General features: G+C 64.6%; 20 protein-coding genes and 1 pseudogene. 10 read left to right on the top strand and 11 right to left on the bottom strand.

Annotation, left to right across the window (positions count from 1 at the left end; all coding sequences use genetic code 11):
• Positions 1 to 27: 27 nt before the first annotated feature.
• The 3 genes and pseudogenes from BLQ74_RS04635 to BLQ74_RS28060 all read left to right on the top strand — a co-directional run bounded on the left by BLQ74_RS04635 (position 28) and on the right by BLQ74_RS28060 (position 2,169).
• Positions 28 to 396 carry a c-type cytochrome gene (locus BLQ74_RS04635; protein ID WP_090261374.1) on the top strand — a complete coding sequence of 123 codons (369 nt, stop codon included), beginning with the start codon at positions 28 to 30 and terminating at the stop codon, positions 394 to 396.
• 630 nt (positions 397 to 1,026) lie between these two features.
• Positions 1,027 to 1,284, top strand: a pseudogene (locus BLQ74_RS28055) (hypothetical protein); the annotation flags it as partial.
• 117 nt (positions 1,285 to 1,401) lie between these two features.
• Entirely contained in the window at positions 1,402 to 2,169 is a 768-nt protein-coding gene (locus BLQ74_RS28060; RefSeq protein ID WP_374443267.1) for a methyl-accepting chemotaxis protein, read from the top strand.
• Between the two features lie 282 nt (positions 2,170 to 2,451).
• Here BLQ74_RS28060 and BLQ74_RS04645 read toward each other — a convergent pair whose 3' ends face one another.
• From BLQ74_RS04645 to BLQ74_RS04670, 6 genes are all read right to left on the bottom strand, one after another.
• Complete coding sequence (locus BLQ74_RS04645; protein WP_090261375.1) at positions 2,452 to 2,892, bottom strand: GNAT family N-acetyltransferase; 441 nt, start codon at positions 2,890 to 2,892, stop codon at positions 2,452 to 2,454.
• Positions 2,893 to 3,002: 110 nt separating this feature from the next.
• Entirely contained in the window at positions 3,003 to 3,617 is a 615-nt protein-coding gene (locus tag BLQ74_RS04650) for a helix-turn-helix transcriptional regulator (protein WP_090261376.1), read from the bottom strand.
• A 20-nt stretch (positions 3,618 to 3,637) separates the two neighbouring features.
• Positions 3,638 to 4,276, bottom strand: coding sequence for a hypothetical protein (locus tag BLQ74_RS04655; RefSeq protein ID WP_090261377.1), 639 nt, complete (start codon positions 4,274 to 4,276; stop codon positions 3,638 to 3,640).
• Between the two features lie 137 nt (positions 4,277 to 4,413).
• The gene (locus tag BLQ74_RS04660; RefSeq protein WP_090261378.1) at positions 4,414 to 5,148 is read right to left on the bottom strand and encodes a substrate-binding periplasmic protein; all 735 of its coding nucleotides are present in this window, start codon (positions 5,146 to 5,148) and stop codon (positions 4,414 to 4,416) included.
• 199 nt (positions 5,149 to 5,347) lie between these two features.
• Entirely contained in the window at positions 5,348 to 6,970 is a 1,623-nt protein-coding gene (locus BLQ74_RS04665; RefSeq protein WP_090261379.1) for an MFS transporter, read from the bottom strand.
• Between the two features lie 109 nt (positions 6,971 to 7,079).
• Positions 7,080 to 8,738: a GMC family oxidoreductase gene (locus BLQ74_RS04670; protein ID WP_090261380.1), complete on the bottom strand. Its 1,659-nt coding sequence runs from the start codon at positions 8,736 to 8,738 to the stop codon at positions 7,080 to 7,082.
• A gap of 180 nt (positions 8,739 to 8,918) precedes the next feature.
• On the opposite strand from BLQ74_RS04670, the gene BLQ74_RS04675 reads away from it, so the two are divergent.
• Positions 8,919 to 9,842, top strand: a complete 924-nt coding sequence (locus BLQ74_RS04675) for a LysR family transcriptional regulator (RefSeq protein ID WP_090261381.1) — start codon at positions 8,919 to 8,921, stop codon at positions 9,840 to 9,842.
• Positions 9,843 to 10,050: 208 nt separating this feature from the next.
• Here BLQ74_RS04675 and BLQ74_RS04680 read toward each other — a convergent pair whose 3' ends face one another.
• From BLQ74_RS04680 to BLQ74_RS04695, 4 genes are all read right to left on the bottom strand, one after another.
• Positions 10,051 to 10,752, bottom strand: a complete 702-nt coding sequence (locus BLQ74_RS04680) for an SDR family NAD(P)-dependent oxidoreductase (protein WP_090261382.1) — start codon at positions 10,750 to 10,752, stop codon at positions 10,051 to 10,053.
• 5 nt (positions 10,753 to 10,757) lie between these two features.
• Positions 10,758 to 11,339 (bottom strand): 2-hydroxychromene-2-carboxylate isomerase, encoded by a 582-nt coding sequence (locus BLQ74_RS04685; RefSeq protein WP_090261383.1) that lies wholly within the window; start codon positions 11,337 to 11,339, stop codon positions 10,758 to 10,760.
• A gap of 119 nt (positions 11,340 to 11,458) precedes the next feature.
• On the bottom strand, positions 11,459 to 12,274 hold the full coding sequence (locus BLQ74_RS04690; protein ID WP_090261384.1) for an oxidoreductase: 816 nt from the start codon (positions 12,272 to 12,274) through the stop codon (positions 11,459 to 11,461).
• Positions 12,275 to 12,352: 78 nt separating this feature from the next.
• Positions 12,353 to 13,621: an NADH:flavin oxidoreductase/NADH oxidase family protein gene (locus tag BLQ74_RS04695; protein ID WP_090261385.1), complete on the bottom strand. Its 1,269-nt coding sequence runs from the start codon at positions 13,619 to 13,621 to the stop codon at positions 12,353 to 12,355.
• A 226-nt stretch (positions 13,622 to 13,847) separates the two neighbouring features.
• Here BLQ74_RS04695 and BLQ74_RS04700 point away from each other — a divergent pair, with 226 nt between their 5' ends.
• Together BLQ74_RS04700 and BLQ74_RS04705 are read left to right on the top strand one after the other, a co-directional pair.
• Positions 13,848 to 14,432: a TetR/AcrR family transcriptional regulator gene (locus BLQ74_RS04700; protein WP_212633126.1), complete on the top strand. Its 585-nt coding sequence runs from the start codon at positions 13,848 to 13,850 to the stop codon at positions 14,430 to 14,432.
• 251 nt (positions 14,433 to 14,683) lie between these two features.
• Positions 14,684 to 15,166, top strand: a complete 483-nt coding sequence (locus BLQ74_RS04705) for a BRO-N domain-containing protein (protein ID WP_090261387.1) — start codon at positions 14,684 to 14,686, stop codon at positions 15,164 to 15,166.
• Between the two features lie 190 nt (positions 15,167 to 15,356).
• On the opposite strand, the gene BLQ74_RS04710 is transcribed toward BLQ74_RS04705, so the two are convergent.
• Entirely contained in the window at positions 15,357 to 16,061 is a 705-nt protein-coding gene (locus BLQ74_RS04710; RefSeq protein ID WP_090261388.1) for a DUF533 domain-containing protein, read from the bottom strand.
• Between the two features lie 386 nt (positions 16,062 to 16,447).
• Between BLQ74_RS04710 and BLQ74_RS04715 the strand changes: the two genes are divergently transcribed.
• The 4 genes from BLQ74_RS04715 (at position 16,448) to BLQ74_RS04730 (ending at position 21,531) form a co-directional block, all read left to right on the top strand.
• The gene (locus BLQ74_RS04715; protein WP_090261389.1) at positions 16,448 to 17,359 is read left to right on the top strand and encodes a LysR family transcriptional regulator; all 912 of its coding nucleotides are present in this window, start codon (positions 16,448 to 16,450) and stop codon (positions 17,357 to 17,359) included.
• Between the two features lie 109 nt (positions 17,360 to 17,468).
• On the top strand, positions 17,469 to 18,977 hold the full coding sequence (locus BLQ74_RS04720; protein WP_090261390.1) for a gamma-aminobutyraldehyde dehydrogenase: 1,509 nt from the start codon (positions 17,469 to 17,471) through the stop codon (positions 18,975 to 18,977).
• Between the two features lie 119 nt (positions 18,978 to 19,096).
• Positions 19,097 to 20,242 carry a putative ABC transporter substrate-binding protein YdcS gene (gene ydcS, locus BLQ74_RS04725; RefSeq protein WP_090261391.1) on the top strand — a complete coding sequence of 382 codons (1,146 nt, stop codon included), beginning with the start codon at positions 19,097 to 19,099 and terminating at the stop codon, positions 20,240 to 20,242.
• 260 nt (positions 20,243 to 20,502) lie between these two features.
• The gene (locus tag BLQ74_RS04730) at positions 20,503 to 21,531 is read left to right on the top strand and encodes an ABC transporter ATP-binding protein (RefSeq protein WP_090261392.1); all 1,029 of its coding nucleotides are present in this window, start codon (positions 20,503 to 20,505) and stop codon (positions 21,529 to 21,531) included.
• Position 21,532 lies beyond the last annotated feature (1 nt).

Here is a 21,532-nt window from a genome sequence, read left to right on the forward strand (position 1 = left end):
GGCCTCTTTTTATCCGCAGGAATATCCATGATTCGCAAGCAATTGCTCGCCGCCAGCCTGTTGCTGGCCTCCCCCCTGGTCCTGGCCCAGGGCGATGCCGACCAGGGCAAGAACCTTTTCGCCGCCAATTGCGGCTACTGCCACAGCACCGAAGCCGGCAAGAACCAGATGGGCCCGAGCCTTCATGGCGTCTATGGCCGGGCTGGCGGCCAGGCTCCCGCCTTCGCCTATTCCGCACCCTTCAAGAGCGCCAAGCCACAGTGGGATGAGGCCAGCCTGGACAAATGGCTGACCAATCCGGCGGCCATGGTGCCAGGGACCATGATGATGTTCCCCGGTCTCGCCAGCGCCGAGGATCGCCAGCATCTGATCGCTTACCTCAAGACCCTCAAGTAAGCGTCGCCCGGCGGTGCCGTCCGTTCACGGCAGCGGCGCCGCCAGTGGCACAGTTCCGAACGAAAACCCTTTGCCAGCAAGGTTGATCGAACAGGTCGCGCGAGGTTGTTGAAGGCGGTCATGAACCTTGTGTTTTCAGCGGTAACACCCAGGGATTTCATAAGTTCAGTCGAATAAAAAAGGATCCGCATGATGTTTTTCAAGAACTCCTTGCGTACGCAACTGTTATTCCTGCTGGGTGCCAGCTTGCTGCTGGTTTCACTCTCGGCGCTGACGCTTTTTGACCGCCTCTCCAACTACCAGCACGCCTACAACGAACTGCTTGGAAATACCGTCCACGCCTCAAGGCTCGTCAATCAGGCCAATCTGGCGCTCAAACTGCAGTTCCAGGGATTGCGGCTCGCGGAGGAACGGCAAGACGCCGAGGCATCGAAGCGCAGCTTGGCTGCGTTTGAAAGCGAAGAGCGCAACGTCAAAGACGCCCTGGGCAAACTGGCCGAGCTGAACCTTGGCCAGCCGCTAACGACATCGATCGCGCAGTTGCTCCAACTGCATCAGGCGCTGGGGGAACGCTATCGCAGAGATCCCGCGGCATTCGCTGCCGCCGACACGCTTGCCGTCAGCGAGAAAATGAATGGCTTGGTTGAAGGCGTGTACCAGAGCAACCAGGACGAGCTGGCGAAGATCGACGAAAAGAGCAATCGCACCCGGCTGGTCGGGAGCCTCGTGCTTCTCGCCATCAGCGTGCTGATATTTTTCATTGTCACGGGGTTCATCAATCAGCGTCTGATCCAGCCGATCGGAAAGATGACGGAGCACATCATTCAACTCGCTCAGGGAAACTTCCTGCTGGCGGCTGGCAATGATCGGCGCGACGAACTGGGCCGCCTGGCGAGAGCCGCCAATGCGCTGTGTGACTTTCTCCTAGACACCTTCGCCAACCTGAAAAAAAGCACGGACCAGATGGATGCCGCCAGCGATGAGCTGAACAGTATTTCCAGCCACATGGGCAAAGGCATTCAGGACCAGAGCCTACGCACCGATCAGGTCGCCGCGGCCATGGAAGAAATGTCCGCCGCGGCCCAGGAAGTCGCCAGCCACACCGCGCAGGCGGCACGCGCCGCCGATGATGCCGAACGAGCCACCCAACAAGGTGAGAAGGCCATGCTCGGCATGGTCAAGAGCATCAATGATATCCGTGACGAAATCACCAGCGCCGCCAAAGTCATCCATCGCCTGGAGTCCGACAGCGGGCGAATCGGCGAAGTGCTTGCGGTCATCCACAGCATTGCCGAGCAGACCAACCTGCTCGCGCTCAATGCCGCCATCGAAGCGGCGCGGGCCGGTGAGCAGGGTCGCGGCTTCGCCGTGGTGGCCGATGAGGTGCGCAACCTGGCGCAACGTACCGCGCAGTCCACGGCAGAAATCAACACCATCATCGCCGCCGTGCAAAAAGGCGCATCGAGTGCGGTTCAGGCGATTGAGAGCAGCCAGCGCAGTAGCGAGAACGGCATTGATCAGGTCCAGTCGGCCGGCAAGATTCTGAACGGCGTTACCACCGCCGTGCAGACCATCCACGACATGAGCCAGCAGATCGCGACGGCCGCCGAAGAGCAGACGCTAGTCGCCGAAGATGTGTCGCGCAACCTCAGTGAGCTGGTGGTGATCGCGGCGAATAATCAAGACAGTGTGCGGCGCACCGAAGAGGCCAGTAAAAACCTGCATGGGGTGTCCAGCGCACTCAGCGAAATGGCCAGCCGTCAGCGTCAGTGACGACAGCGCGAGCCTCCGCGCGGGAGCCTTACGCCGAGGGATCATCCCTCGGCGCGGGCTGAAGGCGGGTAGGCGTTGAGCGCTGGCCAGCGTTCTCCCAGGGCTCCGTGGCGGGCAGTGCAAGGCCCTGTACGAACACCTGCCGTCCGATGGCAGCGAAGCACGGGCGCGAGCGAAGGCAGTCGCCCCACGAGAACCCGGCACGCGCGCCGCCCGATCCTCAGGCTGGCCTGCGGGCCTCGGTCCAAGCGACCCGCCCTGCTCGCTTTGCCGGTTCGGGCGTCAGTTCAGGCGCTTGAGGAAGTGGTGGCAGGCGATCTGATAGCGGCGCTGCATGTACAGCCGATGCGCCGCGGCCCGGTCCACGCCCACCCCGGAGTCAAGGTGCACGGCCGAGCAGCCCAGGCGCTTGGCCTCGGCCTCGACCCACGCCATCAACTCCGCGGCAAAGCCTTTGCCGCGCCATTCCGGGAGGGTCGCGATGTCCACCACGTACAGCGACTTGCCCAGCCAGAGCGAGTATTGAATCCGATAGCCCAGCGCACAGACGGCGATGGGCGAGTCGTCGGCCCACAGGCCGATCAGGTGGTAGCCATTGGGGCGCAGCAACTCATCGACCTGGGTGACGACTTCAGCCTGAGAGTATTTCGGCCACAACTCGCACAAGGCGGCCGCCGCCTGGGCCGTTTCACCGGCGCTTACCGTTCTGATCGTGATGGACATAAAGGGCTCCCATGCAAAGCCACGGATTCTACGCTGACTTCACGGTTGGCCCGCAGACGATCGTGCGGCAGCCCGCGCCTCAAGGACGGCCATTGGCAGGTAGCGCCGGTTCAGGACGGCCGCCGCAGGTGGAAGCGGCAGACCTGGCCGCCGCGCACCATGCACTCCAGGTGTTCGACGCTGCCGCCGCCCAGCGTGCCGATCAGCGCGAGGTCGAGTTCGCAGACTTCCGGGTGGGCGCTGGCCAGGTGATGGAAGACGCAGTTGTGCGCGACTATTTCCGGCTCGCCCGCGCTGCGCGCGAACACCTGCGCTGCGTAGCCCGTCTCGTTCATGTGCTCGACGATGCGCGCCTCGCTCACGGTGGCCTGCTCCAGCCCGGCGGCCATGCGCGTGCCGAGGTTGCGCATCAGCGCGACCAGGGCGTCGTGACCGACGAGCTGGGCGATTTCGCCGATCAGCAGGTCGGCGAGCAGTTGGTACTGCCGGGGGAACAGCTCCCGGCCGCGCGGGCTGAGCAGATACAACTGCTCGGGGCGGCGGCCGGTGGGCCGGGTGGTGCCGCGCAGCACCAGGGCATCGCGCTCCAGGGCGGCCAGGTGCTGGCGCACGGCGGTACGGGTCACGGCCAACTGCTCGGCCAGTTCGTCGATGCTCATCCCGCTCGCCCGGTAGAGCAGCGCGGTGAGCAGGTCCTGCTGGGTGCGGCCCAATCCTTGAAGCATGCGTCTACCTCGTGACGGCGTCAGAACTTGTCCGGGAATTGCTTGACCAGCGCGGCGCCCAGGGTGTCGGCGAGCATCAGGATGTGCGCGCGCATGGCCTGCCAGGTCTTGGCCTCGGCGGCGTAGTCGTGCGCCGCCAGTTGATCGATCTGGGCGATGTGCTGGGCGCCATGGGTGCCGAGCATCGCGAGCAGGTCATTCTCGGGAAGGTAAGGGTTGGCTGCCGCGAGGAACTTGGCAAGCGCGGCGGCGTTGCTGGTCAGTTCCGCGACCGCGGCTTTGCGGCCGGCGGCGCTCTTCGCCACGCTGGCGTCGCTGTAATGCTTCACCGCGCCCCAGTGCCCGGCCAGCAACTTGAGCAACTGGTCGGCCGCCGGCTGGCCATAGAGCGGGGCCAGGCTGTTGGCGATGGTCGTGGCATTGCTCACCACCTGTTCGCTGGCCACCGCGGCCTGGCGGCTATCGCCGGCCTGGTTCGCCTGCGCGTAATTGCGAATCCAGAAAATGTGCTCCAGCCACAGGTCGCGCAAGGCCAGGCGGGTCGTCAGTGCCTGGGACTGCGCGCTGTCGGCACTGCCACGGGTATCGGCGGCGAAGCTGGCGAGGGGCGGGACGCAGAGGGTGAGAAGGAGCAGCAAAACCGAGGTTCTGATTTTCATGGCGGTAGCCTCCAGTGAAAGAATCGAACTGCAAAAACAATTTAAGCATAATTTTATGCCGTAATTGATTTGGCAGACAGAAGGCTTGCCAAGGTGTGCACCGGAGCGGTCCCGCGCCCTCGGCCGAGGGGCGGCCGTCAGCGCGTCGGACGGTCCAGTTGCCAGCGCTGGCGGAGCTGTCGCAGGCGGCCATTGCGCTGCATCTCGTCCAGCGCCCGCTGCCAGCGTGCGACCAGCGCCGGGTCGGTCTGCGGCGAGAAGGCGATGTAGCCATGGCCGGCGATCAACGGCATCTGGAAATGCAACTCGCCAGGCGACAGGCCGACTTCCCGGGCCAGGGTGGCGACACTGATGGTATCGACCGCCACCAGATCGGCGCGGCCGATCTGCAGCAGGTGCATCATCTGCTCCGGCGTGTCCACGCCGTAGAGGTTGTTCAGGCCCTGTTGGCGCAGGTAGTCGTAGGACGACCATTTGCGCGGCAGGACTATGCGCCCGACCCGGCGGGCCTGTTCCAGGCTGGTGATCGCTGGTTGCAGGGGTTTCGCCGAATACAGCGCGATATCCACCTCGAGCAGGGGGCCAACCCACTGGTAGCGAGGCTCGCGCTCGGCGTTGCGAAGGACGGTGAAGGCCCCGGTATCCGGCTCGCTGGCGGCATTGCGCAAGGCGCGCAGCAAGGGCATCTGCTGCACCTGCACGCTATCGCCGGTGCGCGCGGCCAGCTCATGCACCACGTCCACGCCGAACCCCACCAACTCGTTGCCCTGCTGGAATTGCAGCGGCGCATGGCTGTCGGTGAGCATGCGCAGCTCGGCGGCACTGGCCGAAAGCGCAAGGAACGACAGCAAGCAACCGACAAGCCAGCTCATGGAACGACCTCAGCCAAACAGGGAACCCGCTTGTTTACGGCCTGAACGGCGATGTCTTAAGGGCTGGCGCGGAAACTTTTTGCAAAAGTTTTCGATGGCGATACGGCCAGCACCGATGCCACTCCAGCCATCTCCCCTTGAAACACCACCCGCCCTGGAAGGCGCCGCGCCCAAGGGCAATTGAGCGCGGCGCTCGTCGTCAGTCGGCGTGGATGTCGTTGTGCCGCGTCTCGCGCAGGAACAGCAGCGCGCAGACCAGGCTGAAGCCAGTGATCAGCACCGGATACCAGAGCCCGTAGAAGATGTTGCCGGTGTACACCACCAGGGCGAAGGAGATCGTCGGCAGCAGGCCGCCGAACCAGCCGTTGCCGATGTGGTAAGGCAGCGACAGCGAGGTGTAGCGGATGCGCGTCGGGAACAGCTCGACCATCAGCGCTGCCAGCGGGCCGTAGCAGCAGGTGGCGATGAGGATCAGGGCGACGATGATGGCCACCACCATGGGCCGGTTGACCAACGCGGAGTCGGCCTGGGTCGGGTAGCCGGCGGCCTTCACCGCGGCGCCGAGGGCGGCGGCGTCGAAGCCCTGGATGCGCTGCTCGCCGACCGTCACCAGCACCTCGCTGCCGGCCGGCGCGGCCACCGAACTGTAGGGCACGCCACCCTTCACCAGCAGCGTCTTGACCTTGTCGCAGGGGCTGTCGAATTTGGCCTTGCCGACCGGATCGAACTGGAAGGTGCAAGTGGCCGGGTCGGCCTGCACCGTGACCGGCGCCTGCCGCGAGGCCTGGTCGATCTGCGGGTTGGCGTAGTGGGTCAGGGCCTTGAACAGCGGGAAATAGAGCACGGTGGCGAGCAGCAGGCCGGTGAGCAGCACCGGCTTGCGGCCGACCTTGTCGGAGAGCCAGCCGGCGACGACGAACAGCGGCGCGCCTATCACCAGGGAGATCACCAGCAGGGTATTGGCCAGCGCCGGATCGACCTTGAGCACCTGGGTGAGGAAGAACATCACGTAGAACTGCGCGGCGTAGAATGTCACCGCCTGCCCGGCGTTGATGCTGAACAGCGCGATCAGCACGATCTTCAGGTTGCTCCAGCGGGTGAAGGACTCCTTCAGCGGCGAGCGGCTGAGCTTGCCCTCGGCCTTCATCTTGAGGAACGCCGGCGATTCCTGCATGGACAGGCGAATCCAGGTGGAGATGCCGAGCAGCACGATGGACAGCAGGAACGGCAGGCGCCAGCCCCAGCTCTCGAAGTCGCTGCCGGTGAACTGGCGGCAGGCGAGGATCACCAGCAGCGAGAGCAGCAGGCCGCCGGTGGCGGTGCATTGAATCCAACTGGTATAGGCGCCGCGCTTGTTCGCTGGGGCGTGTTCGGCGACGTAGATCGCCGCGCCACCGTACTCGCCGCCGAGGGCCAGGCCCTGGAGCAGGCGCAGGGCGATGAGGATGATCGGCGCGGCCACGCCGATGCTGGCGTAGGACGGCAACAGGCCGACACCGAAGGTGGACAGGCCCATCAGCAGGATGGTGGCGAGGAAGGTGTACTTGCGCCCGATCATGTCGCCCAGGCGGCCGAACACCAGGGCGCCGAACGGTCGCACCAGGAAGCCGGCGGCGAAGGCCAGCAGGGCGAAGATGAAGGCCGTGGTGTCGTTGACCCCGGCGAAGAACTGCTTGCTGATGACCGCCGCCAGCGAACCGTAGAGGAAGAAGTCGTACCACTCGAAGACGGTGCCCAGCGACGAAGCGAAGATCACCTTGCGCTCTTCGCGGGCACTGGATGCCCGCCGTTCATAGGCCTGGGTCTGTGCGATTTCGGTCATTGCGGCTCTCCTGCCCCTGCGGGGGCTTTTCTTGTTGTTTCGGCCTCGACCGCCACGGCCAGCGCCGTGCGTTGCCGGTTCGTCGTACGTCCGAGTGGGGGGGCGTGGTTCACAGCAAGACGCTTTCCTCCGATGCGCCGCCGGCGATGACCTCGGCCTGCCGCGCCGGCTCGGCGAGAATCGCCCGCGCGGCCTTCTCGGCGATCACCAGCACTGGCGAGCAACTGTTGCCGGAGGTCAGCGTCGGCATGATCGAGGCATCGGCGATGCGCAGGCCGGGGATGCCATGCACGCGCAACTGGCTATCGACCACCGCGCCCTCGCCCTGGCCCATGCGACAGGTACCGGCCGGGTGGAAGATGGTGGTGCCGATATCCGCCGCCGCGCGCCGCAGGTCTTCCTCGCTCTGCAAGTCCGCGCCGGGCTTGTATTCCTCCGGCCGGTAGCGCGCCAGGGCCGGTGCCGCGACGATGCGCCGGGTCAGGCGGATGGCGTCGGCGGCGACCTTCAGGTCCTGTGGATGACTCAGGTAATTCGGCTGGATCAGCGGTTTGTCGCGCGGCTCGGCGGAACGGATATGCACGCTGCCGCGGCTCAACGGGCGCAGGTCGCAGACCGAGGCGGTGAACGCCGGGAAGCTGTGCAGCGGCTCGCCGAAACGCTCCAGGGACAGCGGCTGCACGTGGTATTCGAGGTTGGCCGACGGCTGGCCGGGATCGGACTTGGCGAAGGCGCCCAACTGGCTCGGCGCCATCGACAGCGGCCCGCTGCGCTTGAACAGGTACTCCAGACCCATGCCCAGCTTGCCCCAGGGCGTGGCGGCGATGCGGTTCAGCGAGGGCGCGCCGCTGATGCGGTAGATCAGGCGCAGTTGCAGGTGGTCCTGCAGGTTCTCACCGACGCCCGGCAAGGCATGGCGCACGCCGATGCCGAGGCGTTCGAGCAGCCCGCGCGGGCCGATGCCGGAGCGCTGCAGAATCGCCGGCGAACCAATCGCGCCCGCACAGAGGATGACCTCGCGGCGCGCACGCAGCTCCCGCACGGCGCCCTGCCAGTGCACCAGCAGGCCCCGCGCGCGGCCATCTTCGAGGATCAGCCGCTGCGCCTCGGCGCCGGTCAGCACGGTCAGGTTCGGCCGCTTGGCGATGGGCCGGAGGAAGGCCTTGGAGGCATTCCAGCGCACGCCGCTGCGCTGGTTGACCTGGAAGTAGCCGCAGCCTTCGTTGTCGCCGCCGTTGAAATCCTCCAGCGGGGCGATGCCGCTCTGCGCCGCCGCCGCGCGGAAGGCATCGAGGATTTCCCAGGACAGGCGCTGGCGTTCCACCCGCCATTCGCCGCCGCCGTGGTGGATGGCGCTGTCGCCCGCGAAGTGGTCCTCCATGCCGAGGAACAGCGGCAGCACCTCCTTCCACCCCCAGCCGGGGTTGCCGGCAGCGGCCCAACCATCGTAGTCGCGGGCCTGGCCGCGCATGTAGATCATGCCGTTGATCGACGAACAGCCGCCGAGCACGCGGCCACGCGGGTACTTGATGGCGCGGCCGTTCAGCCCCGGCACCGACTCGGTGTCAAAGCACCAATCGGTGCGCGGGTTGCCGATGCAATAGAGGTAGCCGACAGGGATATGAATCCAGGGGTAATTGTCCGGGCCGCCGGCTTCGAGCAGCAGCACGCGGTTGCTCGGCTCGGCGGACAGGCGGTTGGCCAGCAGGCAGCCAGCGGGGCCGGCCCCGACGATCAGGTAGTCGTAAGCGTCCAGTGCCTGGAGCATGGGTGACCTCATTGTTCTTGTTATCGACCCGTGGCGTCCCCCGTGGTCTCGCCAGGGCAGCTCTGGCTCGCGGGTTCGTGGCCGGGTGGTGACGGTGAGCTTGAGGCTAGTCGCTCATTCGCGATAAAAAAACAAACGTTTCAGGGCAACCGCTGTTCGTTTTCTAACAATGAGGCCGCCATGTTCGATTGGAACGACCTGCGCTTTTTCCTCGAGCTGCATCGCAGCGGCCGCCTGCTGACCACGGCGAAACGCCTGAACACCACCCACGCCACGGTGGCGCGGCACATCGAAAACATCGAACGCGACCTCGGCACCCAGTTGTTCGCCCAGCACACCGGCGGCTACCAGTTGACCCCGGCCGGCCAGGCGCTGCTCAAGCACGCCGAGGCGATGGAGAACACCGCCCTCCTCGCCCAGGAAGAAATGAGCCAGAGCATCAGCCCGCTGGGCCAGGTACGCCTAGGCGTGACCGAAGGCCTGGGCAGCATGTTCCTCGCCCCGCGCCTGGGCGAGCTGATGCGCCAATACCCCGGCCTGGAAGTGGAACTGGTGTCGGTGCCGCGCTTCGTCAGCATCACCAACCGCGAGGCGGACATCGCCATCACCCTGGAACGGCCCAACGCCGACCTGGTGATCAGCCGCCGCCTGACCCGCTACCGCCTGAGCCTGTTCGCCAGCCCGGCCTATCTGGAAAATGCCCCACCACTGCGCGACCGCGAAGACCTGTGCAAACACCCATGGATCGGCTACGTCGACGACCTGCTGTTCAGCCAGGAACTGATGTTCCACCACAGCTTCTGCCGCCACCCCCAGGTGGTCTTCCGCAGCACCAGCGTGGTCGCCCAGCAACAGGCCGCCCAGGCCGGCATCGGCCTGGCCATCCTCCCCCAGTTCATGGGCCTGCACGACCCACGGCTGGTACCGGTGCTGCCGGAAGAATTCATCGAGCGGGAATACTGGATGTGCACCCGGCGCGAACTGCACCGCTCGGTGCGGCTGAGGTTGGTGTGGGATTTCCTGCTGCAACTGTGCGAGCGGGAGCAGCAGATACTGGTGGGCGGCCAAAGGGCTGGCGGGGCGACGGCATACCAGGGCGAATGACGCCAAGGGCGTTATTCGTTCTCGGTATTCCAGTGTTTGGCTGCTTTCGACCCGAAGCGACCGCTTGCAAATAGCCACTCATGACTGACAAACGACGCCGCCCGGCTGCCACTAACTATCGGTCCATCACGACCGACGGCAACAGACCCAAGGCAACCATTCTGAGGTGTGTACGAGCGCCGGGCGATTTATGCCTTTCCTACGGTCCTTACCACTTTTCGCGGTAGGGGCGCACTTCGGATATAAAGGTCCAGGCATCTTTGGGCTGATGTGCCAAGTGGAAAACTTCAGCGGCGATGCTCTTGGGTTGTATGAAGAAATCATCCGGTGCTTTGCTGTACATCTCGCGTGCCCATGGCACATCGATTACTGCATCGATGACCAGGTAAGCCACGTGGACCCCTTTGGGTCCCAGATCCCTAGCCAGCGACTCCGCGAGAATGCGTTGCGCAGCCTTGGTTGGCGCGAACCCGGCAAAGTTGGGTGAGCCACGCAGCGCCGAGGTATTGCCGGTGACGACGATGGCGCCTTCACCTGCCTCGATCATCGCCGGGGCCACCATTTGCGCCAGGTTCAGCAGTGCCATGGTATTGATTTCGAAGTTACGGCGCAGAGTTTCCGGATCGGTCTCGAGGAAGGGGGCAAAGGAGCCGCCTACTGCGTTGTGCACCACAACTTGCGGGGCGCCAACCTGCTCGACCACCTGTTTAAGGGTCGTTACGTCGGTGACATCGCAGGGCATGGCAAATGCACCGGGCACTTCGGCCTCAAGTTCGGCCAGCCGGGCAGTGTCGCGAGCGATCATCGCAACGCGATAGCCGCCTTGGGCAAATCGACGAACCAGGGATGAGCCGACACCTGGGCCGACGCCGGTAATCAGTGCCAGTGGTTGCTGAGTAGCTGTAGTCATGATGTTTATGCCCCTGCCAAATGTTCGCGAACAAAATCAAGTCGATCGTTACCAAAGAACAAGCTATCCCCGAGCAAAAAACTCGGTGCGCCAAAGACGCCGCGATCGGCCGCTTCCTGGTTGTTTTTTTCCAGCCGCTCAAGGGTTTCTGGTGCATCGATCTGGCCAGCCAGGCTCGCAGTTTCGATGCCTGCTGCCTCAAGCACGCAGAGCACTTCGGCGGTAGTGGTCAGGGTCTGCCCGTCCCGCCAGCAGGCATTAAAAAGCGCGGTGGTGATCTGCCGTGCAATCTCGCTGGACGGCGCAGCAAGCACGGCTCGTGCGCAGGCGGCGTTGTTCATCGCGCGCATGTCCGGGCGCTTGACCTCGACGCCATAGCGGCGTGCCCAGCGCGCGAGGTCGGCACCGGCGTAGCGCCCTTTAGCGGCACAAGTGACGGTGGTTGGCGTATTACCAACGGCCTTCATAACGCTCAATACATGCATGGGGCGCAGACTGATATCCGCCTGCAGGCTGTCTAGCTGGCTATACGCCAGGTAGCTGTAGGGACTGACGAAATCAAAGAAAAACTCAACGGTTCTGCTCATTTGAGAACTCCTGTGGGTGTCCTATAAAGGACTGTGAATTTTTCCATCCACTCCTAATCCGGGTCGTAGCTGAATGCGCTCGCCGGGTATGCTTGTGGTCATCCATTGTTTGCAGCGGTTTAGTCATCGAGCTGCAGGCTTTTACGGATGCCAGCATCGAGAATTCCTGCAGGGGCGAAGGTGCGCAGCAGGCTCAGGCGGCCAGCGGCGACACCCGCGGTGTAACGCAGTTTGGGACGCGCGGCGCTAGCTGCCTTCAGCACGGTCTGGGCAACGACGTCTGGATCATCGGCACTTGCCATCGATTGGCTGAACACCTTGGCGAGGCTCGCACGGACAGTGCGGTACTCGTCGAGCGTGGCATCGGGATCGATGGTGTTCGCCTCGAATGAGGTCTTGGTAAAGGCCGGCTCGATAACCACAACGCGAATGCCACGTGTGCGCAGTTCGTGATCAAGGGCTTCCGAATAGCCTTCTACTGCGTGTTTGCTGGCGGCATACAGCGCGATGTAAGGCATTGGCACGACGCCCAGAATCGAGCCGATGTTGATAATTCGGCCGCTGCCTTGGCGGCGCATGTGCGGAACCACAGCGCGGGTCATGCGCACAATGCCAAAGAAGTTCGTGTCGAAGAGCGCTTGGGCCTGTTCGATCGAGCTTTCTTCTGCACCGGCAGGGGCAATGCCGAATCCGGCATTGTTCACCAACAGATCGACACGCCCTTCAAGCCGAATCAATTCGCCGACCGCCGCGGATACGGACGCATCATCGGTGACATCGAGAGCCAGCATCGTGATAGCGCTTTGCGCGGCCTTGGCTCCGCGCCTGCTGGTGCCATAAACCTTATAGCCAGCCTTCGCCAGCCGATTGGCCGTGGCTTCGCCAATGCCGGATGAGGCACCGGTGACCAGTGCGACGGGAGTGTTGGAAGTCATAGCTGTACCTGAATTAGTGAAGTCTTCTGGCAACTGCTTAAAGCGCAGTTGAATCAGTGCTGTCGCTGAGTGCGCGCCTTAGTTGCGCGCGCGGAGGCGGCGCGTGCGATAGGTGCCCCAACCGCTCATGGCCAGCGACTTCACGAACGCCAGCAGGCCACTCTCGTTGGCGCGAGGCTCGCCGCCCCTGGCGATTCGTTTGAGTTGCAGGGAGTACCAGAGAATCTCCATCAGCCCCATGAGGTCGATCGGCTTGATGCCTGTCTTGATGGCGCGCACCCGTTGTGCGCTGTCCCTGCCCTGCAGCAATGCGGCTGGCGCGTCAGGGTCGATCGCCAGCAGCCGCGCCAGGCCAATGACATCCACTGCGCCGGAAGCCAGCGCCGCATTCATACCGGCAGCACTGCGAAAACCACCGGTCAGCATCAGGGGTACTTGCACCGCGGCGCGCACTTTTTCGGCGAACTCGAGGAAGTAGGCTTCGCGCGCCACGCTGGATGCCTTCTTCTGCTCCTGGAGTGTGCCGCTCATGGCTGGGGCTTCATAAGTACCGCCCGATATCTCGATCAGATCGATGCCGGCATCGACAAGCGCTTGAATCGTTGCCAGCGACTCTTCTTCGGTAAAGCCGCCGTGCTGGAAATCCGCGGAGTTGAGTTTGATCGCCACAGGGAAGTCGGCGCCCACCTGGCGACGAATCTCGGCATAGACGGCCAGCAGGAAGCGGCGGCGGTTCTCCGGAGAGCCGCCCCATTGATCAGTGCGCTGGTTGTGGTGCGGTGAAAGGAACTGGTTGATCAGGTAGCCATGTGCGCCATGGATTTCGATACCGCTGAAACCCGCTTTCTTGCAGATGGCGGCACTACGGCCGAAGCGCTCGATGATGTCCTGAATTTCTGTACTGGTGGCTTCTTGGGGCGTATCGAAAAACGCCGCCATATCCTCGCGAAATGGCACCGCCGATGGCGCGATATTGCGCTCATTCAGGCCCTTGGTTGACTGCTTGCCGGGATGGTTGAGCTGCACCCAGATGGCGGCACCTTGATCGGTGGCGGCGCGCGCCCACTTTTGCAGGATAGGCAGATCCGCTTCGTCTTCGATCACCACGTTGCCCGGCTCACCCAGTGCCCGTCGATCGATCATCACGTTGCCGGTCAGGATCAGTCCGATGCCGGATGAGGCCCAGCGCTGGTAAAGCGTGACCAACCCCAGGGTCGGGCGGTTGTCGTAGGTGCCCAGCGCCTCGCTCATGGACGCCTTGGCCAAGCGATTACGCAACATGCTGCCGTTGGGCAGGCGGAGCTGTTGCGCCAGAGGATTTGTGTTGAGCGAAGCCGATTGGGACATGTGAGGGCTACCTGAAAATGGAATGAGCAAAGTTCGCCGGCAAGTCTCTTTGTCTGTAGGGCGCCAGAAGCGTTATCCGCAATCGCTTCCACAGCGATTGCGGAGCGCCTTCTGACGCTGACGACAGTTATGATGATGACCATAATCAAAATAGTCAAAGGTTTTGATGATGACAAACATCAATGTATTCTTGCCGGGTAGAAGGCGGCAGAAAGAGGAGCCGGGCATGAAGGTTACAAAGGCGCAGGTAGAGGCAAATCGAGCGCACATAGTCGAAACGGCCTGCACGCTATTTCGTGAGCGCGGATACGACGGCGTGGGTGTGGCGGAGCTGATGGCAGCTGCTGGCCTCACCCACGGCGGGTTCTACCGGCACTTCCGTTCCAAGGCGGAGCTGATGGCAGAAGCTGCCGCGTGCGGGGTGGCCAAGACGAAGTCACTGATGGACGGCGTGGATATGGCCGATTTCATTGGGCACTACGTGTCACGTAAGCATCGCGACGACCGCAGCGGCGGCTGCACACTGGCGGCCCTGTGCGGCGACGCGGCACGTCAGTCAGAGGCGGTCAAGGCGACGTTCGCGGCGGGACTCGAAAGTATACTTGCCGAGGTACTCGCTGAAGGATCAGCAGGCACTGAGGAGGCGCTACGAGACGCACGCGCCAGAGCGATTGACACTATTGCCCATGCGCTTGGTGCGCTCGTACTGTCCCGGGCTTGCCCTGATGATTCCCCACTGGCAGATGAAATTCTGGATGTCTGCCGCACAGCAATTCTTGGCTCGGGTTCAGCGTCAGTAACGACTGGGTGACGCCGACAGATCAAGCGTGCGGATCGCTTCGGGGGGAGGCGGTAATGAAGCCAAGCTAACCGTTAGAAAGCTCGCCTACCACCCTAACTAGCAGCCTAGTTCCAGAGGTTTATCGACCGCTTCTGGCCTTAAGCAGCCCCAGTTGACCCTCTCCGTCCAAGCATCTGGATTCGCCCCATGGTGCTGAACACACCCTCACGGCGGAATACATGCCCGTCAGCATGGAGCGTATCGAAAAGGACGCACCATCCATGTCTATTTCCTCTTTCACCACTTCCACACAAACCCTGCTTAACCCCACCCACTTCTACCGCCACAAACGCCGTCTCCGCGCCTTGCTGATCGAAGGCCAGCCCTGGTTCGTCGTGCGCGATCTCGGCAAGTTGATGCAGGCCTTTCTGGAAGAGCGCCTCGCGCGCAATCTCGACCCGGACCAGCTATGCCGCGCGGTGCTGCGCGACGATAACGGCCTGGCCGAAGAGGTCGAGTTGCTCAGCGAGTCGGGGGTGTATGCCACCTTGATTCACTTCCACCACCCGGAGAACCGTTGCATCCGCCAGTGGATCAGCCATTCGGTGGTGCCGAGCCTGCGCGATGCGTCGGGCTCGGTATCCAGCGACGCACCGCGGCGGCGGCTGTTGCGCTGGGAGCAGCAGCAGTTGAGCGTGCTCGATTGGCAGGGGCAGGTGTGGGTGCCGCTCGGCGAGTTGCCGCAGGTGATGCGGATCGGCTGAGGCCCGACGCGCCGTACCCGGGCTGCGGCGCGGTTCAGTGGATGCCGGTGAACAGGTGGCGGATGAAGCGCCACGCGTTATCCGCCAATCCCCATCTTTCGTGGCCGCCCCTAGGCAGTCGCAGGAGGGGTCGAGCGCAGCGATTCCCGTCGTTGTGCCTGGCCCATCCCACGGCCCCGTGGGCCGGCATTCAGCCAGCCTGGCCGCCCTTGGCCTGTTGTTCCAGATGCGCTTGCAGGGTGGGGTCGAGCTTGAGCTGATAGGCCAGTTCGTCCAGGTAGGTGCGTTCGGCTTCCTGTTGGCTGTCCACCAGCAGCACGCTGGCCAGGTACATTTCCGCGGCCATGCCGGGATCGCTGGCTAAGCGGGCCACGTCGGCGGCGACCAGGGGTTTGCGCATTTCCGCATCGAGCCAGGCTTGCAGTTCCGGCTCGTCGGCGTGGCGGGCGATTTCGGCGTAGATGGCCTGCTGTTCCCGCTCATCGATGCGGCCGTCGGCCTTGGCTGCGGCAATCAGCGCGCAGAGGATGGCGTGGCTGTGCGCTTCGGCTTCGCTGCCGTCGAGCTGGTCGAGGGTGCGCGGTGCCGGCTGTGGCGCGCTGGCCTGTTGCTGCTGCCAGCTCTGGAACGCCTGGAAGGCGAGCATGCCCAGCGAGGCCAGGGCGGTGTAGCTCGCGCCACCGCGCGCGGCGCCCAGGGAGCCCGCGCCGCCCAGCAGGCCGCCGAGCAACCCGCCCAAGCCACCCACACCAGCGCCGCTGCCGCCGAGAAGACCACCGAGCAGCCCTCCGAGGCCGCCCAGTCCGGCGTCATGTGCCTGGGCGTTGGCGCCCTGTTGTGTCAGCGACGCCTGGCCGGCGCGCAGCAGTTGTTCGAGCAGATCACTGGTGTTCATCGCGTATTTCCTGTGGTGTCGCGGCTGATGGGCAATGCGCGGCTGACGCTAGCACAGCCCCCGAGTAGGAAATCGCCATGAGCAGGGGGGCACTCAGACGGCAATATCTGTCAGCGTTTTCCCGGCCATTTGTCGAGGAACGCCGCCTGCGCGCGATCGCCGGCGGGGCCCGCTGGCACCAGCAACGCAGGAGCAAACGAGCCAGCGCCATTGATGGGTATCGCTTCGCTCAACGCCATCCTACGGAAGCACTGGAATCAGAACTTTCATTCTATTTAAAAGAATGCTCCTATAGATTTTCGATAAAGCCTATCGAATAGCCCTGGAATGCCGCCCGCGATGGCGGCACCCTGCCCTCTTCGATTCAGCCTGCGGTCCACCGCCCCATGATGACGCTGCGCCAGATTCGCCATTTCATCGCCGTCGCCGAGACCGGTTCGATTTCCGCTGCCGCCCAGGCGGTGTTCATTTCCCAGTCGACGCTGACCCTGGCCATCCAGCAATTGGAAGAAGAGATCGGCGTGCGTCTGTTCGAGCGCCATGCCAAGGGCATGACGCTGACCCACCAGGGCCATCAGTTCCTGCGCCAGGCGCACCTGATCCTGGCCACCGTGGAGAACGCCAAGCGCAGCCTGCAGCAGAGCACCGACCAGGTCGCCGGGCACTTGACCATCGGCGTGACCAGCCTGGTCGCCGGCTATTACCTGGCCGACCTGATCAACCGTTTCCAGCGCGCCTACCCCAACGTGCAGACGCGCGTGGTGGAGGACGAGCGGCCTTATATCGAACACCTGCTGGTCAGCGGCGAGATCGATGTCGGCGTGCTTATCCTGTCCAACCTGGAAGACCGCCACGCCCTGCAGACCGAGGTGCTGACCCACTCGCCGCACCGCCTCTGGCTGCCGCCGCAGCATCCCTTGCTGGAGCGCGACAGTATCGCCCTGGCGGACATCGCCAGCGAGCCGCTGATCCAGCTCAACGCCGACGAGATGGGCCTGCACACCCAGCGCATCTGGTCGCGCGCCGGGCTGGTGCCGCAGGTCACGCTGCGCACCGCCTCGGTGGAAGCGGTGCGTAGCCTGGTGGCGGCCGGCCTCGGTCTGTCGATCCAGCCGGACATGACCTACCGGCCCTGGTCGCTGGAAGGCGACATCATCGAGGCAAGGCCGCTGGTGGACCTCAGCGAGCCGCTCGACGTGGGTCTGGCCTGGCGTCGCGGCACCGCGCGACCGGCGCTGGTGGACCCATTCCTGACCGTCGCCCGCGAGCAGCCGAACAGCAAGCGGCTTTCGATTTAATCGAAGGCTGCTTTCAGTATTTAGAATTTGTCGACCTCAAGCCCGGACTCTAGTCTCTCGATCCATATAAAGGGCCAGTTCCGGGCACCGCCCTCCCCGGAGCATGCACATGGCCACCGAGAACAAGACAGAGAAGACCCGAGCCGCGAAGATGAACGCCGTTGCGAGCACCCCGACCCTCTACACCGAGCTGCTGATCGATGGTCAGCTGACGCTTGGCCAGGGCATGCCCGAGGCGATTCTCAACCCGACCAGCGGCGAGACCCTGGTCAAGGTCACCGACGCCTCTCTGGATCAGCTCGAACAGGCCATCGAGGCCGCGCATCGTGCCTTCCCGGCCTGGTCGCGGACCACCCCGGCACAGCGTTCCAGCATCCTGCTGGCCATCGCCGACGCCATCGACAAGCGCGCCGACAGCCTCGCCCGTCTGGAAGCGCTGAACTGCGGCAAGCCGCTGCACCTGGCGCGTCATGACGATATTCCGGCGACCGCCGATGTGTTCCGCTTCTTCGCCGGCGCGGTGCGCTGCCAGCAAGGCCAACTGGCCGGCGAATACATCCCCGGACACACCAGCATGGTGCGCCGCGACCCGGTCGGCGTGGTGGCCTCCATCGCGCCCTGGAACTACCCGCTGATGATGGCGGCGTGGAAGATCGCTCCGGCCCTGGCCGCCGGCAACACCCTGGTCTTCAAGCCTTCCGAACACACGCCGCTGTCGATCCTGGCGCTGGCCCCGGCGCTGGCGGACATTCTCCCGCCCGGGGTGATCAACATCGTCTGCGGCGGCGGCGAGAGCGTCGGCAGCCACCTGGTCAGCCACCCGCGCGTGCGCATGGTCTCGCTGACCGGCGATATCGTCACCGGGCAGAAGATCCTCCAGGCCGCCGCGCGCACTCTGAAGCGCACCCATCTGGAACTGGGCGGCAAGGCGCCGGTGATCGTCTGCAACGATGCCGACCTCGATGCCGTGGTCCAGGGCATCCGCACCCACGGCTACTACAACGCCGGCCAGGATTGCACCGCCGCCTGCCGCATCTATGCCCAGGCCGGCATCCACGACCGCCTGGTGGCCGAACTCGGCGAAGCGGTGGCGAGCATTCGTTTCGCTCGCAAGCGCGACCAGGACAACGAGATCAGCCCGCTGATCAGCGCGCGCCAGCGTGACCGCGTGGCCAGCTTCGTCGAACGCGCCCTCGGCCAACCGCACATCGAACGCATCACCGGCGCCGCCGTGCACTCCGGCCCCGGCTTCTATTACCAGCCGACCCTGCTGGCCGGCTGCAAGCAACAGGATGAGATCGTCCAGCGCGAGGTGTTCGGCCCGGTGGTCACCGTGACCCGCTTCGAGCAGCTGGAGCAGGCGGTGGACTGGGCCAACGATTCCGAGTACGGCCTGGCCTCCTCGGTGTGGACGCAGAACCTCGACAAGGCCTTCCAGATCGCCAACCGCCTGCAGTACGGCTGCACCTGGATCAACACCCATTTCATGCTCGCCAGCGAGATGCCGCACGGCGGCCTGAAGCGCTCGGGCTACGGCAAGGACTTGTCCAGCGATTCGCTGCAGGACTACAGCGTGGTGCGCCACATCATGGCCCGCCACGGTCAGGAACTGGGTTGAAAGCGGCGCCGGCCCGCCCCGGCCGGCGCCGTTGTAAAGCAACAAGAAAAGGCCCGCAGAGGCCACGACACCTATTGCGACTGCCCCACCAATAGAGACAACAACGAGGGAGACACCCGATGCGCAAGACCGCACTGCTGAGCGCCATCACCACCGCCCTGCTGGCCAGCGCCGGCGTCCAGGCCGCCGACGCCGCCAAGGCCGTCGGTGCCGGCGAAGGCCGCCTGGACATCATCGCCTGGCCGGGCTACATCGAACGCGGCCAGTCCGACAAGGCCTACGACTGGGTCACCCAGTTCGAGAAAGACACCGGCTGCCAGGTCAACGTGAAGACCGCCGCCACCTCCGACGAGATGGTCAGCCTGATGGCCAAGGGCGGCTACGACCTGGTCACCGCCTCCGGCGACGCCTCCCTGCGCCTGATCTATGGCAAGCGCGTGCAGCCGATCAACCCCGAGCTGATCCCCAACTGGAAGAACGTCGACGCGCGCCTGAAAGACGCGCCCTGGTACACCGTCAACGGCAAGACCTATGGCGCGCCCTACCAGTGGGGCCCGAACGTGCTGATGTACAACACCAAGGTCTTCCCCAAGGCGCCGGATAGCTGGAGCGTGCTCTTCGAGGCGCAGAACCTGCCCGACGGCAAGCCGAACAAGGGCCGCGTACAGGCCTACGACGGCCCGATCTACATCGCCGACGCCGCGCTCTACCTGAAGGCCACCCAGCCGGCCCTGGGCATCCAGGACCCCTACCAGCTCAACGAGCAGCAGTACGCCGCCGTGCTGGACCTGCTGCGCAAGCAGCATGAGCTGATCCACCGCTACTGGCACGATGCGACCGTGCAGATGAGCGACTTCAAGAACGAGGGCGTGGCCGCGTCCAGTTCCTGGCCGTACCAGGCCAACGCGCTCAAGGCCGACAAGCAGCCGATCGCCACCGTGTTCCCGAAAGAAGGCGTCACCGGCTGGGCCGACACCACCATGCTGCACGCCGAAGCCGCGCATCCGAACTGCGCCTACAAGTGGCTGAACTGGTCGCTGGAGCCGAAGGTCCAGGGCGACGTCGCCGCCTGGTTCGGCTCGGTACCGGCGGCCCCGGCCGGCTGCAAGGCCAGCGAACTGCTCGGCGCCGAAGGTTGCAGCACCAACGGCTACGACCAGTTCGACAAGATCGCCTTCTGGAAGACCCCGCAGGCCGAAGGCGGCAAGTTCGTGCCTTACAGCAAGTGGACCCAGGACTACATCGGCATCATGGGCGGCCGCTAAGCGTCATCCCGCCAGTTGACGAGCAGCCCTGAGCGGAAGCCCGGGGCGGTTCGCCGAGCGCGGGATGGAACGAGCGCGGCGATTGCCATCGGCCCGCGGCCGATGGGTTTCGCCGAGCCCGCCCCGTCCTGCGTCCGGCGGGCCTGCTCGCGACGCGGCCTGAACGACATGACGTTTCCCTGTTTATCCCGTTTCACCCGAATTCAGATTTCCGGGCGGGGCCATCGCGCCTCGACGCCCTGCCCCTTGGAGCGTGCAACATGACCACCCCCGCTGTTCAATTCACCGAGGTTTCCCGCCAGTTCGGCGAGGTGAAAGCCGTTGACCGGGTGTCCATCGATATCAAGGACGGCGAGTTCTTCTCCATGCTCGGCCCATCGGGCTCGGGCAAGACCACCTGCCTGCGCCTGATCGCCGGCTTCGAGCAGCCCAGCGCCGGCTCCATCCGCATCCACGGCGAGGAGGCCGCCGGCCTGCCGCCCTACCAGCGCGACGTGAACACCGTGTTCCAGGACTACGCGCTGTTCCCGCACATGAACGTGCTGGAGAACGTCGCCTATGGCCTGAAGGTGAAAGGCGTGGCCAAGGGCGAGCGCCTCAAGCGCGCCGAAGAAGCCCTGGGCATGGTCGCCCTCGGTGGCTATGGCTCGCGCAAGCCGGCACAGCTCTCCGGTGGCCAGCGCCAGCGCGTGGCTCTGGCCCGCGCCCTGGTCAATCGCCCGCGCGTGCTGCTGCTCGACGAACCGCTCGGCGCGCTGGACCTGAAGCTGCGCGAACAGATGCAGAGCGAGCTGAAGAAGCTGCAGCGCCAGCTCGGCATCACCTTCATCTTCGTCACCCACGACCAGAGCGAAGCGCTGTCGATGTCCGACCGCGTGGCGGTGTTCAACAAGGGCCGCATCGAGCAGGTCGACACCCCGCGCAATCTCTACATGCAGCCGGCCACGCCCTTCGTCGCCGAGTTCGTCGGCACCTCCAACGTGCTGCGCGGCGATCTCGCCACGCTGATCACCGGTAACGCCCGGCCGTTCTCCATCCGCCCGGAGCACATCCGTTTCGCCCAGGGCGAGCGCAATCCCTCGGACGTGGAAATCAGCGGCCTGCTGCACGACATCCAGTACCAGGGCGCGGCGACCCGCTACGAGATCCGCCTGGACAACGGCCAGAACCTCTGCCTGAGCCAGGCCAACAACCAGTGGGATGCCGCCGCCGTCGCCCATCAGCCGGGCCAGCGCGTCACCGCCCGCTGGGCGCGCGAGGCCATGGTGGCCCTGCACGAGGGTGCCTGAG

The sequence above is a fragment of the Pseudomonas panipatensis genome (assembly GCF_900099785.1).
Lineage (GTDB): Bacteria > Pseudomonadota > Gammaproteobacteria > Pseudomonadales > Pseudomonadaceae > Pseudomonas > Pseudomonas panipatensis.